Consider the following 13,903-nt stretch of genomic DNA (forward strand, 5'->3'; position numbering starts at 1 on the left):
GGGTGCGATCGCTAAGCTTATCGTGACGCTGGCAAGAACAGCAGCGGATCAACGGTTGCGCCGTCGCGACGGATCTCGAAGTGCAACATCGGCTGCCCATCTGCCGCCTGGCCAACCTCGGCGAGCTGTTGCCCGCGCTTAACCGAGGCCCCTTCGCTTGCAAGCACACGGCGGTTGAAGCCGTAAGCGCTCAGATACCTTGGACTGTGCTTGACGATAATAAGATTGCCGTAACCGGCGAGTCCACTGCTACCGCTGTAGACCACCTCACCATCAGCCGCAGCGGCAACCGGCGTGCCAACCGCCGCAGCGATGCGAATCCCCTGCCGGGTGCGATCGCTCGATCGATATCCCTGCACCACCCGACCCGACACTGGCCAGGCCCAAGCCAGCCCTGATGCACGCGCCGAACTCCCAGGCTTCGCCGACGCGCTGACCGGGGCACTGGTCTTCGCGCGAACCTGGGTCCCCGTCTTCGTGCTCGCCCTAGGACTGCTGCGTGCGACGACCGTCCGCTTGCTCCCGCTTTTGCTGCCACCCCGTGGGGGCTCGATCCGGAGCAGTTGCCCGGCATAGAGCGGATAAGGCGGACCGAGGTCGTTCCAGGCCGCAAGCTTGCGCATGCTGATGCGGCGTCGCTCCGCGATCTCACTCAGGGTATCGCCGGAACGAATGCGATAGAACCCAGCCGGCGCCGGCCCGTAGCCGCGATCATCGACTGGCGCCAGCCCGCCACCCGCGCAACCGCCCAGCACCAACGCAACCAGCAAGGCGGCCAAGCGCATCCGCGTCGGAGGTGGGTCTCGCAACAGAAAACACATCCTAGCGACCAGAACGCACGCCAGTCAGCGCAACAATGGAATCAGACTAATCAGCGCCACCAGCAACCAACCGATAATCTCAAATCCCGAGAGATGCCGATGGTAAACAGCAGCATGAAAATGCTGTGACCAACCGCGGCCGTTCGTAGCCGAGAACAATCGCATCAGGCAACCCCCCCGAGTAAAGGCACAAAGGTAACAGGCTCTAGCACCTCGTGTTGGTACCCCGAACGCTGACCACCACGCTTCTTGACCAGACGCACGAGCAACTGTTCATGACCGCAGTCGATTGGCAACAGCATGCGCCCGCCGGGAGCCAACTGCTCCGCTAGCCGACGCGGGATACCGCTCCCCGCCGCAGTCACCAAAATGCCGTCGAATGGGGCATACTCCGACCATCCCGCGCTACCATCGCCGTGGCGCAGGCGAACATTACGCAGCTTGAGCGCACGCAAGCGCTGCTCAGCACGCGCCTGCAGCGAGCTGATCCGCTCGATGCTATACACCCGCCGCACCAGCGATGCGAGCACCGCGGTCTGATAGCCGGAGCCGGTGCCCACCTCCAACACGGTCTGCACCGGACCCGCCTCAAGCAAGGCCTGAGTCATACGCGCGACCATGTAGGGCTGCGAGATCGTCTGACCCCAACCGATTGGCAGCGAGGAGTCCTCATAGGCGCGGCTCGCCAACGCCTCCTCGACAAACAGGTGCCGCGGCACTTGGCGCAGCACCTCGATGACCGCATCGTCGCGCAGGCCAATGGCCAGCAGGCGCTGCACTAATCGCTCGCGGGTGCGCAGCGAGGTCATGCCGCTACCCGCAACCGGATCGCGCACCTGCGCCAAGCCGCTCATAGGGATTCCAACCATCGCCCCAGCGGCGCAACTGCCTCATGGCGGGTCAGGTCGACCTTCAGCGGCGTCACCGAAACATAGCCCTGGCGTAGCGCGTGGAAGTCCGTGCCCTCCCCTGCATCCTGCTCGGGTCCGGCTGGACCGACCCAGAACATCGGCCGCCCGCGCGGATCAAGGATGCGCTCGATCGGCTCGGCCTTGTGGCGATGCCCGAGCCGCGTCGCACGCATGCCGCGCAGCGAAGAGAGTGGCAGGTCGGGAACATTGACATTGAGGATGGTACTGGGCGGCATCTCCATGTCGTTGTCGCGCAGCCCGGCGATCAACTGTGCCGCAACAGCAGCAGCCGTGCCAAGATGCCGCGGCTCATGCGTGTCGATGGAGATGGCCAATGCCGGCAACCCAAGAAAGCGTCCTTCAGTTGCGGCCGCAACCGTGCCCGAATAGATCACGTCGTCACCGAGATTGGGGCCGTGATTGATGCCGGCGACGACCAGGTCAGGCTCCTCCTCGAGCAGCCCGGTGATCGCCAGATGCACGCAGTCGGTCGGCGTCCCGTTAACGCGGATGAACCCGTTCTCGAGCTGCTCGGCGCGAATCGGCACGTCAAGTGTCAGCGAGTTGCTTGCGCCACTGCGATCACGATCCGGCGCCACCACCGTCAGCTCGCCGAAGCGCACAAGCTCATCGGCAAGGGCTTGGAGGCCGGGTGAGCGGTAGCCATCATCATTACTAAGAAGGATCTTCATGGGGCATCGGGGCAAACAACCGGCCTGCTCTGGTCCTGACATGGGTACAGGAGTTTACCCTTAGCGGCGAAACACAGACCCGGCAAGTTTGCTACATTCTCGGCTCGACGCCGCGAAAACGCGAGAAGAAATGTGAACAACCGTCTTCAGGATGCTGATTATGCGTTATTTCGCGCCGAAGTCGAAGACGCGATTCCGCTCGACAACGAGATCGCTGAGCCATTTCGTGAGCGACCGAAGCCAATTCCGCGCCCACGCGTTGAAGAAGCGCCGGTCGAAGATCCACAGCTCCTGTCTGAGTCTGAAGTCGAGACCCACGACTACCTGGTCTTCATGCGGCCTGGTCTGCAGAAGCGGGTCTTGCTCTCGCTCCAGCGCGGCCAGATCGAGCCGAGCCTCGAGCTCGACCTGCATGGGCTGACGGTGAGCCATGCCGGCCCACTGCTGCAGGCCTTCCTCGCCGATTGCGCCGCTCGGCGGATACGCTGTGCAAAGATCATTCACGGTAAGGGTCGCGGCTCGGCACAACGCCAGCCGGTGCTGAAGTGCAAGGTGAACTACTGGCTGCGATTGCGCCCCGATGTGCTCGCCTTTTGCTCGGCGCCACGGTTTGATGGCGGCACCGGCGCCGTCTATCTGTTGCTGCGCAACCCGGAGAAGACGAAGCGGCGGCGCTAGTGGACACTCGCGACACTCGCGCTAGTGGACGCTAGCGCTAGGCCCCAGACCAGTGGCCGGGGCCAACGTCTACCTCAGATCTTCTAGCTCAGGATCTGGCCATCGTAGTCAGCGATGCCCGGGTTGCCCTTGACGTTCTTCAGCTTCGGCGTGTTGAGCTTATCGATCTTGACCGTCTTCACATCGCGCAGATAGGTCGCGACCGTCTCCCAGATCGGCTCACCCGGCGACTGACTACCAACCGTCGCCCAACCGGCGACGACATAGGTCTTGTCGGCCTCGATCTTGGTGCCGTCATCAAGCTGCATCTCAGAGACACGCTTGCCCATCCCGGCCGCCGGATCGCAGACATAATCGAGCCCACCGACACGCACCATATCCCCGCCCTGCTGCACATACGGATCAGCATTGAACAGGTTGTCGCAGACATCCTCGAGGATCACCTTGATGTCGGCCCCGCTCATCTCGCGCCGATAGGTCTCCGGATAAGTGATGCAGGTCTGATCCATAACGTTGTCCATGGTGATCTTCTGCCCCGGCAGCACCGTGGTACCCCAACGGAAGCCGGGTGAGAGACTGATCTGGGCGTCGTTGACCTTGCGCAGCGCATCACAGATCACCTGATCGAAGGTGCCGTTGAAGTTACCGCGACGGTAGAGCACCTCTTCGGCCGTTGCCAGCTCCTCGGTCAGCTTGTCCAGGTAAGGCGCGCGCTGCTCCTCGATGTACTTGGTCATCTCCGCGTTCGGCTTGAGCAGGTTCGAGAACACGGGCAACAACCGATAACGATAGTCGCGCAGCTTACCGTCCTTGATGTCGAGGTCCATCACACCGAGGAACTTGCCGTTCGAACCAGCATTGGTGACCAGGGTCTTGCCGCTGGCGTTCTCGACGATGCTCGGGGCTGGCATGCCGTCGTGAGTATGGCCGCCGAAGATGACATCGATGCCGGTGACCCGCGAGGCCATCTTCAGGTCGACGTCCATGCCGTTGTGTGAGAGCACCACGACCAGATCCGGCGATTCCTCGTCGCGCACCTTGTCGACGAACTCCTGCATGCGCTGATCCTGGATACCGAAGGTCCAGTCGGGGATGAAGCGCTGCGGATTGGCAATCGGCGTGTAGGGGAAGGCCTGACCGATCACTGCCACCCGTGAGCCACCGACCTCTTTGATGGTATACGGATTGAAGGCGAGGCCATCGTCTTCCTGGAAGCCGCCGAAGTCCTCGAACTGGTAGTCGAACAGCGCCTCTTCACGCACCTTGACGTTCTGCGCCACGAAGTCGCCATTGAACGCCTCGATGTTCTTGATGACCTCGGTGTCCAGGTAGGTGAACTCCCAGTGGCCGGTCATCACGTCGACGCCGAGCCGGTTAGTCGCGCCGACCATATCCATGCCGCGCGTCCAGTAGGCGGTGCCCGAGCCCTGCCAGGTATCGCCACCATCCATCAGCAAGGTGTTGCCATCACCACGCTCGGCGCGGATACGATCGACCAGGGTCTTCAGGTGCGCAAAGCCGCCGACGGTGCCGAATTTCTCAGCCGCCTCGGCGAAATCGAGATAGCTGAAGGCGTGTGCTTCGATGCTGCCTGGCGCGATGCCGAAATGCTTCAGCAGTGCCTCGCCCACGATGTGCGGCGCCTTGCCAAACGCTGGCCCGATGCCGAGGTTGACATTCGGCTCGCGGAAATAGACCGGATTCAGCTGCGCATGGCAATCGGTCATGTGCAGCAGCGTCAGATTGCCGAACTTGGGCACCTCATAGAGGTCGCTCGGCTGCTTGGCCTCGGCGAACACCGAACGCGGCAGCATGCCGGCGGCACCGGCCAGACTCAACAGACGGACGAATTCACGGCGAGAAATAGTCATTGGGGTATCATCTCCTCCTAAACATTCTGCTTATCGACTCGCCGCGATCCGCACAGGCTGGCTGCCTGCTCGGCGCGGCTAAAAGCGGTCATAGTATGCACGCGGGCCACCTCGGATTGCCATTCACCGAAGCCTTGCCTCGATTAGGGACTTTCTGCCTTGATGGGCTCAGGGGCCTTGGCTCGATCGTACAGAGGGGGGCGCAGCAGCGCCGGTCGCAGCAGCGCCGAGCCCAACTCGACTCGATACTTTTTCTCATCGTCGGGCTGGTCGCCTTACCGATTGCAGCGGGCAACCGCGCCCTCGCCGACACAGCCGGGCTCGATGACCCCGGCCTACCGCGGCCGATCGAGATTGGCGTGCTCAGCCATCGCGGCGATCGCGTCACCCAGCAGCAATGGGGTCCTACCGCTGACTATCTGACCCGAGCGCTCCCGCACCACCGCTTCCGGATCTTACCGCTCGCATTCAAGGAGGTCGAAGCTGCGCTGGCCAACGGTCGCATCCAGTTCTTACTGGTCAACCCAGGCATGTACGTCGACCTGGAGGTGCGCTATCGCATCTCGCGCATTGCGACCCTGCGCAACGGCACCGGCAATCAGGCACGCAACCGCTTTGGGGGCGTGATCTTCACCCGCGCCGAGCGCGACGATATCACTCAATTATCCGACCTGCGCGGCAAACGTCTGCTTGCAGTGGACCCGAATTCATTCGGTGGCTTCCTGATGCAGCTCGATGTCTTGCGTCAGCAAGGCATCGCGGCGCCCCGGGCGCTGGCTGCACTCGAGTTCGCGGGCATCCACGATGCCGTGGTGCTTGGGGTGCGCGATGGCCAGGCAGACGCCGGCATGGTCCGCACCGACATCCTCGAGCGCATGGCGACTCAAGGCCGCATCAATCTCTCGGATTTTCGCGTGCTCGCATCGCCCGCCGCGCCTGACTTCAGGCTGCGGCTCAGCACCCCACTCTACCCCGAATGGCCCTTCAGCACCCTGCAACACACCCCAAACGCATTGGCCCAGCAGGTTGCCGTGGCGCTGATGCAGATGCCACAGGACGACCCGGCTGCGTTGGCCGGCGGCTATGCCGGCTGGACCGTGCCACTCGACTATCAGCCGGTGCATCAACTCCTGCAGGCACTGGGGCGGCCACCCTACGATCAGCCGACCGCTTTCACCCTGAACGATGCCTTGCGGCGCTACTGGCCTGCTGTGCTGCTCAGCCTCCTGGCGCTCGGGCTCTTGGCTGCCCTCAGCGGCCGATTGAAGACCCTCAATGCGCGCCTCAATCGCGCCAAGTCGCGCCTCGAGCAGCGCCAAGAACTGATCCTCAACTCGGTCGCCGAAGGCATCTACGGCGTCGATCTCTGCGGCAGAACCACCTTCGTCAACAAGGCCGTTGAGCGCCTGACCGGCTGGGATGGGCATCAGCTCATCGGCTGCAACCAGCACCAGGTGCTTCATCATGCGCATCGCCATGAGCATCATCGGCTAGCGCACCAGCATGCGCATCGGCACAGCACCCTGACCGCAGAGGAAGACTGCCCGGTCTACGCCACCTTCCGCGACCAGCGCCCACGCTTCGTTGAGGACGATCTGTTCCGGCGCCGAGACGGCTCCTGCTTCCCGGTCGAGTACAGCACCACCCCCATCCGCGACGAGCGCGGCAAAACCGTCGGCAGCGTGGTCGTCTTTCGCGACATCACTGAGCGACGCGAGGCCGCCGAGCGCATCCGTGGTCTGCAGCGCGAGCAAGCCCGAGCGGCGCGCCTCAGCACGCTCGGCGAGATGGCCTCGGGCATGGCCCATGAGCTCAATCAACCGCTCACCGCAATCAGCACCAATGCTCGCGCCTGCGTGCGGTTGGTCGAGAACGGACGCGGCAACCTCGAGCGCTGCACGGAGGTCATGACCAAGATTGCCGACCAAGCCGAACGCGCGGGCGAGATCATCCGCCATATCCGACGTTTCGTGCGCAAAGAGCCCCTCGAGACAGCCTCAGTTGCCGTTGCCGACCTGTTCGAGACAGTCCTCGTGCTACTGCACCAGGACGCCGGTCAGCATGCGGTCGAGATCCAGGTCAACATCGATGCGAACGTCGGCGCAGTCAGGGTTCAGCGCATCGAGATCGAGCAGGTCATCCTCAATTTAGCCCGTAATGCGGTCGAAGCCATGGCCGAGATCGACGGCCCCCATCGACTCTGGCTCGAGGCCAGCCGAGCCGAGCACCCCGCGAGCATCCAGATCCGCGTCAAGGATACCGGGCCAGGCATCCCGGAGCAGATCCGCGAACGCCTGTTCGAGCCCTTCGTGACGACCAAGCGCAAAGGCTTGGGGCTTGGGCTGTCGATCAGTGCCGGCATCGTCGAGAACCATGGCGGCCGACTCAGCCTCTGCCAGCAGCCGTCCGGCGGGGCCTGCTTCGCATTCAATCTTCCGCTCGCACCTGAGGTGCCGCGGCCGCCTATCCTGGAGTCCAGCCATGACCACCGATCCTAACGTCTTTATCGTTGACGATGACGATGAAGTGCGCGCCGCCATCGCACTCCTGATGGAGTCTGTCGGCCTCGATGTGCGCAGCTATGACTCAGCCCAGGCCTTTCTCGAGGACTTCGATCCACAACGCCCAGGCTGCCTGGTGCTCGATGTGCGCATGCGCGGCATGAGCGGGCTTGAGCTGCAGAGCCACCTCGCTCAGCAGCCGCTTTACCCACCCATCGTCATCATCACCGGCCATGGCGATGTGCCGATGGCGGTGCGCGCGGTGCAGGCCGGCGCGATCGATTTTCTCGAGAAACCGTTCAACGATCAGGCCCTGCTTGACGCCGTCCACCAGGCGTTGAGCGTTGATGAGCATCGCCGTGGCCATGCGCTGCAACGCGCCGAGATCAATCGACGGCTGGACCGCCTGACCCCGCGCGAGCGCGAGATCCTCGATCAAATCATTGCCGGTAAGCGCAACAAGGTGATCGCCTACGATCTCGGCATCAGTCAATCGACGGTCGAAGCGCACCGGGCCAAGGTCATGGACAAACTCGGTGCAAGCTCGCTCTCCGAGCTGATGCGACTGATGTTCAAGCACACGAAGAGCGACCAGGAAAATGTATGAGTCGTTGCATCAGGACTCGCGCAGTCAGTTGCAAGCCCGGCCTGAAGGGAATCAGGCAAAAACGAGAGGGATTGATTGAAAAGGGGCACCGAGAAAAATGCGATGCCTTAAGAAAGAAAAGACGCCAGCCGTGATCCCCCGATCACGGAGGATCACGGCGATCGACGTTATTGGTTGACCGGAGAATCCGGATCGAGCAGATAGGCCATGATGTCGGCGATCGACTGTTGGTCTAGGTAATTCGTGACGCCGAAACGGGGCATATTGGTGCAGGGGAAGGCGGCATGCGAGTTATAGATGACGTCGTAGGTGTACTTGACGATCGCATCGCTGGTGCCGCGAATCCGACCAAACCCGACGAGGCTTGGACCAATGGTCCCACCGGTGCGGTCGGTTCCGATCTGATGGCAGTTGTAGCAATTGCCACCGACATCATTGTTCTCATGATCATCCATGCGATGTCCGACCCGGAAGCCGTAGCCGGACCAGGCGAGATCACGGCCCCGCTTCCAATCACCTAGCTTGATACCGTCTTCTGGGTAGGTGATGGTCTCGCGTGCCTGCTGACTGACCTTAAGCAAGGTCTCCATGTCCGGCCGGGTTCCATCGATGCTTGAGCAGGTCTTCTGCAGTTCATCTTGCACCATGCGTTGACGCGCTGTACCGCCTTCCTGGACCTCTTGATCGAGCTTGAAACCGCCGGCCTCGAAAATCAGGTATTCGGCGAGTTCCTCGGGCGTCATCTTGGTGTAATCAACCTCCTCAGCGACGACCGCAGCGAAGGGCATGGAGAGCGCGACAAGGCCGACGACCATGCGCCCTGAAATCATCTTTTTAGACATCATTAGAATCTCCTCTTGGCGTCGATGATCAACGCTTCATATCTGACAGGATCGCTGGCTGACCGCGGGCGGCGTCGGTCCAGTAGCTCAGCATGGCGATGCTCGCGTCAGAGCCGGCAACCGGGCTCGCTTGACGCATCTGCCAGTAGCAACCGCGTAGGCGATGTTGGCTGCTGCGAACATGGTCGTGCCCCACGCGGAACGCCGGCCAAGAGATCGCCTTGGTCCACTCCTCGGGAATGTTCTTATTCGGTAACACGGATGCGCGAATGCGCTTGCCGGACTCGGCATGGCAGGTGCTGCAGGCAAAGTCAGCCTTGCCGGCACGGCGGTAGAACATGACCTCGCCCGCATCGCGCAGGGCCTTCTCTAGCGGATGATCCATCGGTGGATTCCAGGCAAAGCCGCTCGACAAGCTGGCGATATAGGTCTGCAGCTTCATGTGATCGGTATTACTGCCATGACGCTTTGTTATCGCCGGATCATCCGGAGCAAAGCCTTGCAGCGTGATCATGCAATGCACCAAGCGCGTCTCGAGATCCATCACCTTGCCGGTGTCTTCAAAATAACGCGGCAACTCGACATAGGCCCCTTCCAGCACTCCCGGACCCTTGCCGAAATCGCATTCTTCAAGCGAGACATTGTTCGGTCCACGAGGCTCTTTGAACAGATCCTCGCCATCCGCCGCTGTCCACAGCGCGGGGCTGTCAGGCATCATCATCAGGTTCTGGTCGCTCTGCGACAGATATTCCGACTGGGTCCGAGCGATCAGTCCCTCAAGCACGTCTAGCGGCTCTTGGTAGTTGCCCACCGCAGCCTTCGCGGCATCTCCGACGGCTTTGCGCTCCTCTTGCTGGGCAAGCAACTCCATCGCCATGGCATCCTGGCGTCGCGCCCATACCGCATACTGGAGTGCCCGGGTGTACTGCCGCGAGGGCAACACCGACTCGGCCTGCTCGATCATCTCATTGGTTGGACTGTCCGTGACGCCGGCGGCAATGGCTTCTTCACGCGTCTGCTTGGCCTCGGCGATCGCGGTTTCAGCCTCTTCACGTGTCGTCGCCCAGACCGTCAGTGGGATCAAAGCCACGAGCAGTAGGGCCAACGAAACCCGCCCGAGACGCCGTGCGCGCCCGCCCGGCAGGCGCGGCTGTTGATGTTGATTCGCAGCGTGACCGGACACTTGATGGAGCGACCGGAGCGGTATTGGCAGTAACTTTCGTAACATTGAAACCTCGTTTCCACTGAATGGTCTTGCTTGATCTTAGCTAGGGTAGCGCACCCTGAAAGCCGCGTTATCCTGCAAATACCCGAGTGCGAATGTCAAGAAACAACAGAACATTAGAATGTTATAAATCAATGATAAACTGCGGATTTCACCCCTCTAATCACCTATACTCCCTTGTTCTCTAGTGTCTTACCAAGTTCACACCGTTCCTACAGCAGACGGGCTCTAAACTGCTATACCGTGAAATAAGCGCTTGATCGTCCGACGTGGCGACGCGCCATTAACGTCAGACTCAACTTAAGGAGCACGCGCCTTGATCATCCGTCCCACCTACGCCCTCGCCTCACTGCTGCTCATCGGCTCGGTCGCCCTGGCCGATGACAACAAGATCACGCCAACGCTCAAGAGCGTCGATGTCAGTCACCAGAGCACGACCCTGACGGTCACCCGCGGCGCGGATCGCCACGCCACCCTCCCGGAGATGTTCCAAAAGACTGAGCGTGGCTGTCCGCCCTTCTGTGTGCAGCCGATGCAAGCGCTCCCCGGCGTCGAGACCATCGGTGAACTTGAGGTCCTGGACTACCTAAGCCGGATACACCAGGGCGACGACTCGATTCTCGTCGTCGACTCGCGCACGCCAGACTGGGTGATGCGCGGCACCATTCCAGGTGCGATCAATATCCCTTGGAACAGACTCAACACCGATCCGAGTGGTAGCCTGCAACAGGCCGGCGAGGCCGAGGACCTCGGGCAGATCCTGACCGAGCAATTCGGTGCCAGCCAAGACCCCAGCAGCGGCCAGTGGCGTTTCGACGATGCCAAGACCCTAGTCCTGTTCTGCAACGGCATCTGGTGCGCGCAGTCGACAGCTAACCTCAAGACCTTGGCGGGACTCGGCTACCCGGTCGACAAGCTCAAATGGTACCGAGGCGGGATGCAGGACTGGCTCAGTGTTGGGCTGACCGCCGTCAAGCCCTAGCACAGTCCTTCAAGGCTTGGCTTGGCTTGGCTTGGCTCGGCTCGGCTGATGCTGAGTCCGCCAAGGGCCTAGCGTGACTCAAAGCGCTGACGTCCTCGTCAGCGCCTTTCATCCCCCAGCCCCCAAAGCGTTGCTAGGCAGGTCGCTAGGCAGCATGCACTCCGACCGCGGCTGGTGGTCGCGAGACAGAAACGCCTCGGGGCCAAAGTCGGCACATTGATGCACCGCACAAAACGCGCGTAACTGATCGTTTATAGTGTGTCGTTTTTCGATCCAGAGGCACCGAGAGCAATGACCGATTATGTGCGTTGGCTGAGCGACTTAGGGATGGGGGACGTGGGCGTCGTCGGCGGCAAGAACGCCTCGCTTGGCGAGATGATCCAACATCTGACCCAGCTTGGGGTGCTGGTCCCCGGTGGCTTCGCGACCACCGCGCAGGCCTACCGCGACTTCTTGGCCGTTGATGGCCTGGCCGAGCGCATCGCCGCTGAGCTGGACGCACTTGACGTCGATGACATCGCCGCGCTCAGCGCCGCCGGCCCGCGCATCCGCGGCTGGATCATCGAGCAGCCGTTCCAGCCCGAACTGGAACAGGCCATCGAACAGGCCTACGCCGCCCTCGCCGAGAACATCGAGAACGCTGCCGATGCGACCTGGGCGGTGCGCTCCTCCGCCACCGCCGAGGATCTGCCCGATGCCTCGTTCGCCGGTCAACAAGAGACCTTCCTGAATATCCACGGCCTGGACAACGTCAAGCGCGCCATCAAGGAGGTCTTCGCCTCGCTCTATAATGACCGCGCCATCTCCTATCGCGTGCACAAGGGCTTTACCCACGCCGATGTCGCGCTCTCCGCTGGCATCCAGCGCATGGTGCGCAGCGACCTCGCCGCCAGCGGTGTGATGTTCACCCTCGACACCGAATCCGGCTTCAACGATGCCGTCTTCATCACCGCCAGCGTCGGCCTCGGCGAGATGGTGGTCCAAGGCGCGGTCAACCCCGACGAATTCTACGTGCACAAGCCGACGCTCGCGGCCGGGCGCCCCGCCATCCTGCGTCGCACCCTTGGCGACAAGGCCATGCGCATGGTCTTTGCCGAACCCGGCAGCCGCGAGCCGGTGCGCACCGAACAAACACCGATGGCCGAGCGCCAGCAGTTCTCCATCAGCGATGCCGAGATCGAGGCGCTGGCCAAGCAGGCGGTGCTGATCGAACAGCACTACCAGCGGCCGATGGATATCGAATGGGCCAAGGACGGACTCGACGGCAAGCTCTACATCGTCCAGGCGCGCCCGGAGACGGTCCAGAGCCGCAGTGGTCAGGTGGTCGAGCGCTATCGCCTGAAAGAGACCGGCGGCGAGATCCTCGCCACCGGGCGCAGCATCGGCGGGCGCATCGGCGCCGGCAAGGCACGGGTGGTCGAGTCGATCCGCGACATGGAGCATGTCCAGGCCGGCGACGTGCTGGTCACCGACATGACCGACCCCGACTGGGAGCCGGTGATGAAACGTGCCGCGGCCATTGTCACCAACCGTGGTGGTAGGACATGTCACGCCGCTATTATTGCCCGTGAATTAGGCGTGCCAGCGGTGGTCGGCTGCAACGATGCGACCGATAAGATCGCCGATGGCCAAGCCGTCACGGTCTCTTGCGCCGAGGGCGATACCGGTTACATCTATGACGGCGAGCTTGCCTTCGAGCACAAGGTCGTCGAGCTGGAGAAGATGCCCGAGGTGCCGGTCAAGGTCATGATGAACGTCGGCAACCCGGAGCGCGCCTTCGGCTTCGCCTCGATCCCAAATGCCGGCGTGGGTCTCGCCAGGCTCGAGTTCATCATCAACAACAGCATCGGCATCCATCCCAAGGCGCTGCTGGAATTCGACCAGCTGCCCGATGACCTCAAGGCCGAGATCAGCCCGCGTATCGCCGCCTATCCGAGCCCGCGCGAATTCTTCGTCATGCGCCTAGCCGAAGGCATTGCCACGCTGGCGGCGACCTTTGCACCGAATCCGGTCATCATCCGGATGTCTGACTTCAAGTCGAATGAGTATGCGAACCTGATCGCCGGCCCGCGCTACGAGCCCGAGGAAGAAAACCCGATGATCGGCTTCCGCGGCGCCGGGCGTTATGTCTCCGACAGCTTCAAGGCCTGCTTCGAGATGGAATGCGAGGCGTTGAAGTACGTCCGCAACGAGATGGGCCTGAGCAATCTACAGATCATGATCCCCTTCGTGCGCACGCTGAATCAGGCCAAGGCGGTCACCGAGGCGCTGGCTGAGCAGGGTCTCAAGCGCGGTGAGAATGGCCTCAAGCTGATCATGATGTGCGAGATCCCCTCCAACGCGGTGCTCGCCGAGCAGTTCCTCGAATACTTCGACGGCTTCTCGATCGGCTCCAACGACATGACCCAGCTCACCCTTGGCATCGACCGCGACTCAAGCCTGGTCGCCGCCGACTTCGACGAGCGCGATCCGGCGGTCAAGGCGATGCTCTCAATGGCCATTCAAGCCTGTCGCAAGCAGGGCAAGTACGTTGGCATCTGTGGTCAGGGGCCGTCCGACCATGCTGACTTTGCTGATTGGCTGGTCAAGGAAGGTATTGAGAGCGTGTCGCTGAACCCGGATACCGTGATCGACACCTGGCTGTATCTGGCTGAGCACATGGAGAAGGAAGGCTGAAGGCTGAAGGCTGAAGGCTGAAGGCTGAAGATTGTAGTCTGGTCTGAATGGTGGCAGGGATGCCATGGCCTTCAGCGAAAGAGAACCATGAGGCCCG

Annotated in this window: 11 protein-coding genes; 5 read left to right on the forward strand and 6 right to left on the reverse strand. The window is 62.0% G+C overall.

Annotated elements, in window-relative coordinates; translation table 11 throughout:
* Positions 1–17: 17 nt before the first annotated feature.
* From CCR96_RS16840 to surE, 3 genes are all read right to left on the reverse strand, one after another.
* Positions 18–809: a peptidoglycan DD-metalloendopeptidase family protein gene (locus CCR96_RS16840; protein WP_242519146.1), complete on the reverse strand. Its 792-nt coding sequence runs from the start codon at positions 807–809 to the stop codon at positions 18–20.
* A gap of 176 nt (positions 810–985) precedes the next feature.
* Positions 986–1,690 (reverse strand): protein-L-isoaspartate(D-aspartate) O-methyltransferase, encoded by a 705-nt coding sequence (locus tag CCR96_RS16845; protein ID WP_242519147.1) that lies wholly within the window; start codon positions 1,688–1,690, stop codon positions 986–988.
* The gene (gene surE, locus CCR96_RS16850; RefSeq protein WP_201221396.1) at positions 1,672–2,424 is read right to left on the reverse strand and encodes a 5'/3'-nucleotidase SurE; all 753 of its coding nucleotides are present in this window, start codon (positions 2,422–2,424) and stop codon (positions 1,672–1,674) included. The genes CCR96_RS16845 and surE overlap by 19 nt, the downstream gene beginning before the upstream one ends.
* A gap of 132 nt (positions 2,425–2,556) precedes the next feature.
* Here surE and CCR96_RS16855 point away from each other — a divergent pair, with 132 nt between their 5' ends.
* A complete protein-coding gene (locus tag CCR96_RS16855; protein ID WP_201221398.1) occupies positions 2,557–3,102 on the forward strand; it encodes a Smr/MutS family protein in 546 nt (181 codons plus the stop codon).
* Positions 3,103–3,185: 83 nt separating this feature from the next.
* On the opposite strand, the gene soxB is transcribed toward CCR96_RS16855, so the two are convergent.
* Entirely contained in the window at positions 3,186–4,973 is a 1,788-nt protein-coding gene (soxB, locus tag CCR96_RS16860; RefSeq protein WP_201221399.1) for a thiosulfohydrolase SoxB, read from the reverse strand.
* A gap of 95 nt (positions 4,974–5,068) precedes the next feature.
* Here soxB and CCR96_RS16865 point away from each other — a divergent pair, with 95 nt between their 5' ends.
* Together CCR96_RS16865 and CCR96_RS16870 are read left to right on the forward strand one after the other, a co-directional pair.
* Positions 5,069–7,471 (forward strand): PhnD/SsuA/transferrin family substrate-binding protein, encoded by a 2,403-nt coding sequence (locus CCR96_RS16865; protein ID WP_201221402.1) that lies wholly within the window; start codon positions 5,069–5,071, stop codon positions 7,469–7,471.
* Positions 7,455–8,081, forward strand: coding sequence for a response regulator transcription factor (locus CCR96_RS16870; protein WP_201221405.1), 627 nt, complete (start codon positions 7,455–7,457; stop codon positions 8,079–8,081). The genes CCR96_RS16865 and CCR96_RS16870 overlap by 17 nt, the downstream gene beginning before the upstream one ends.
* A gap of 167 nt (positions 8,082–8,248) precedes the next feature.
* Here CCR96_RS16870 and soxX read toward each other — a convergent pair whose 3' ends face one another.
* Both soxX and soxA read right to left on the reverse strand, forming a co-directional pair.
* A complete protein-coding gene (gene soxX, locus CCR96_RS16875) occupies positions 8,249–8,923 on the reverse strand; it encodes a sulfur oxidation c-type cytochrome SoxX (RefSeq protein WP_420827280.1) in 675 nt (224 codons plus the stop codon).
* 28 nt (positions 8,924–8,951) lie between these two features.
* A complete protein-coding gene (gene soxA / locus CCR96_RS16880; protein ID WP_201221802.1) occupies positions 8,952–9,794 on the reverse strand; it encodes a sulfur oxidation c-type cytochrome SoxA in 843 nt (280 codons plus the stop codon).
* A 676-nt stretch (positions 9,795–10,470) separates the two neighbouring features.
* Between soxA and CCR96_RS16885 the strand changes: the two genes are divergently transcribed.
* A complete protein-coding gene (locus CCR96_RS16885) occupies positions 10,471–11,130 on the forward strand; it encodes a rhodanese-like domain-containing protein (protein WP_420827283.1) in 660 nt (219 codons plus the stop codon).
* Between the two features lie 291 nt (positions 11,131–11,421).
* The gene (gene ppsA, locus CCR96_RS16890; RefSeq protein ID WP_201221409.1) at positions 11,422–13,806 is read left to right on the forward strand and encodes a phosphoenolpyruvate synthase; all 2,385 of its coding nucleotides are present in this window, start codon (positions 11,422–11,424) and stop codon (positions 13,804–13,806) included.
* Positions 13,807–13,903 lie beyond the last annotated feature (97 nt).

It is taken from the genome of Halochromatium roseum (assembly GCF_016653315.1).
GTDB lineage: Bacteria > Pseudomonadota > Gammaproteobacteria > Chromatiales > Chromatiaceae > Lamprobacter > Lamprobacter roseus.

Bases quoted from the DNA above. Each gene is read 5' to 3' on its own strand.
- CCR96_RS16845 (WP_242519147.1), bottom strand. From the start codon at position 1,690: ATGGTTGGAATCCCTATGAGCGGCTTGGCGCAGGTGCGCGATCCGGTT.
- surE (WP_201221396.1), bottom strand. From the start codon at position 2,424: ATGAAGATCCTTCTTAGTAATGATGATGGCTACCGCTCACCCGGCCTC.
- soxB (WP_201221399.1), bottom strand. From the start codon at position 4,973: ATGACTATTTCTCGCCGTGAATTCGTCCGTCTGTTGAGTCTGGCCGGT.
- CCR96_RS16865 (WP_201221402.1), top strand. From the start codon at position 5,069: ATGCACGCGGGCCACCTCGGATTGCCATTCACCGAAGCCTTGCCTCGA.
- CCR96_RS16870 (WP_201221405.1), top strand. From the start codon at position 7,455: ATGACCACCGATCCTAACGTCTTTATCGTTGACGATGACGATGAAGTG.
- soxX (WP_420827280.1), bottom strand. From the start codon at position 8,923: ATGTCTAAAAAGATGATTTCAGGGCGCATGGTCGTCGGCCTTGTCGCG.
- soxA (WP_201221802.1), bottom strand. From the start codon at position 9,794: ATGGAGTTGCTTGCCCAGCAAGAGGAGCGCAAAGCCGTCGGAGATGCC.
- ppsA (WP_201221409.1), top strand. From the start codon at position 11,422: ATGACCGATTATGTGCGTTGGCTGAGCGACTTAGGGATGGGGGACGTG.